A 621-nucleotide genomic window follows, 5' to 3' on the forward strand; every position below is an offset into this window, starting at 1 on the left:
TAAGAAATCTAAAAAGTTTTTACTAAAATAGTATTGACTTTCATATCAAATATGGTATAATAAATCTTGTCTTTCGTTTTAAATCTAGTGATGATGGCAAAGAGGTCACACCCGTTCCCATACCGAACACGGAAGTTAAGCTCTTTAGCGCCGATGGTAGTTGGGGGCTTCCCCCTGTGAGAGTAGGACGTCGCTAGGCTTACCATAAGATTATTCCGAAGTAGCTCAGTGGTAGAGCAATCGGCTGTTAACCGATCGGTCGTAGGTTCGAGTCCTACCTTCGGAGCCATGCTTCTTGGAGAGTTGTCCGAGTGGCCGAAGGAGCACGATTGGAAATCGTGTAGGCGGGTAACACTGTCTCAAGGGTTCAAATCCCTTACTCTCCGCCAGATATCTATCTAGCAATTAATTGGCCCGTTGGTCAAGTGGTTAAGACACCGCCCTTTCACGGCGGTAACACGGGTTCGAATCCCGTACGGGTCACCATTTGAAATTTTAACATATCCAGTTGGAGGATTAGCTCAGCTGGGAGAGCACCTGCCTTACAAGCAGGGGGTCGGCGGTTCGAGCCCGTCATCCTCCACCATATTTAAATTATGGTTGAACAGTAGAAATACAATT

Annotated in this window: 4 tRNA genes and 1 rRNA gene; all 5 read left to right on the plus strand. The window is 46.2% G+C overall.

The annotated features are described in order from the left end of the window. Positions 1–83: 83 nt before the first annotated feature. The 5 genes from rrf (at position 84) to QYB95_RS19100 (ending at position 586) form a co-directional block, all read left to right on the plus strand. Positions 84–199, plus strand: a 5S ribosomal RNA gene (gene rrf, locus QYB95_RS19080). 15 nt (positions 200–214) lie between these two features. Further along, positions 215–289, plus strand: a tRNA-Asn gene (locus QYB95_RS19085). 8 nt (positions 290–297) lie between these two features. Then, positions 298–389: transfer RNA gene (locus QYB95_RS19090), tRNA-Ser, on the plus strand. Between the two features lie 22 nt (positions 390–411). Next, a tRNA-Glu gene (locus tag QYB95_RS19095) sits at positions 412–486 on the plus strand. A gap of 24 nt (positions 487–510) precedes the next feature. Beyond that, positions 511–586, plus strand: a tRNA-Val gene (locus QYB95_RS19100). The last annotated feature ends 35 nt before the right edge of the window (positions 587–621 follow it).

The organism is Ureibacillus aquaedulcis, from assembly GCF_030418165.1.
Lineage (GTDB): Bacteria > Bacillota > Bacilli > Bacillales_A > Planococcaceae > Ureibacillus > Ureibacillus aquaedulcis.